This is a genomic window from Shewanella litoralis (assembly GCF_009828585.1).
GTDB classification, from domain to species: Bacteria; Pseudomonadota; Gammaproteobacteria; order Enterobacterales; family Shewanellaceae; genus Shewanella; species Shewanella litoralis.
This window is the reverse complement of record NZ_WSRZ01000063.1, coordinates 1-1218: the sequence shown is the minus strand read 5'-3', so window position 1 is coordinate 1218 and position 1218 is coordinate 1. Positions and strand designations below refer to the sequence as shown.

The 1218-nt window shown below is 44.7% G+C and carries 1 protein-coding gene; it reads right to left on the bottom strand.

The features are described from left to right. Window positions 1-29: 29 nt before the first annotated feature. On the bottom strand, window positions 30-1130 hold the full coding sequence (locus GQA99_RS20080) for an ISAs1 family transposase (RefSeq protein ID WP_160056989.1): 1101 nt from the start codon (window positions 1128-1130) through the stop codon (window positions 30-32). Window positions 1131-1218: the final 88 nt, after the last annotated feature.

Genomic DNA, 1218 nt, shown 5'->3' with positions numbered 1-1218 from the left:
CAGGGCGGGATTAAGCTTTGTTAAATCTTTTAACCAAAGAAAATCTCGCTCCTAAAATCACCATTCCATGCTGCCTTTCTTATTTTGGTTGGTTTACTGGCTTTTAGCGGATGCTGCTCTAAAAGGTTCAGCACGATACGCCTAAATAGCGCCATTTTCTTCGCGTTTTCACGGTCACCAATCCTTGAACAGTCTTCCCTAAAAGTGACGTCAAGCACCCAGTGTTGCTGGTTTTCGATGTGCCAATGCTGACGCACTGCTTTGGCTGCAAGTTCGATGTCCAGAGGTAAAGAACTTAAGTAATAATCCGTATTTATGGTGGTAACACCTTTAAGTGTTCGTTGACGCTCAACTGCTATGAGCGACTTGGCTGATGGCCACTTTTTTGCGAGCGCCTGCGGTAGCTTTGCTGGAATTTGAAACGTCGTGCGACGCTCTTTACGGCCATGTCCCTTGTCATCCGCTTCGACACTCAATATGTCGACGCCGTCGTTATCCCAGTGAGGTTGGAACTGCATTTCTATGGCCTGCCTAAGTAGAGGTTGGTTGCCTTTTACCTGAACAATATAGTCGCCTTTAGCTTTGATGATTTGTTGAAGCGTTTCCCGCTGGCAATGAAGTGCATCAAAGGTTACAACAGCGTCTTTAATGTCTAACATGTGCAACAGCGCTTGAACCGTTGCGATTTCGTTACCTTTGGTCTGTGTATCTTGCTGATAGAGCACGATACCTTGTTCGGTATCAAAGGCCGAAACGAGGTGTAGCGCATTTTTTGCGCCATGTTGATTAACTGCACCCCGCAACGTTTTACCGTCGATAGCGATTAATGGCTTGGATGAAGCCTCTCTTAAGCTATTTGCCCAACGAAAGAGCGTTAACAATAGTATTTCGTTATCGATAACTTTAATGATCCGGGCAATGGAATGCCGAGTCGGGATCCCTTTGTCAAAATCTCGATGTTTACGTAGCCAAGATAGGTTCTCGTTGCCAAATTCTTCAATAGCTTGCCAGCCATCACAACCTGAAGCGATAGCGGCTAAAACAAGAAAAATAATATCAACTAAATCATGGTCTAGGTTGATGTGAGAGCGAGGGTCTTCGATAAGTTTCAAGTGTTCAAATAAGGACATGGATTAGGTTCAGTAGATTAACATGCCTGATCAGATCATGCCGATACGAAAAAGTTCCCTACTGTTAACAAAGTATGATCCCGCCCTG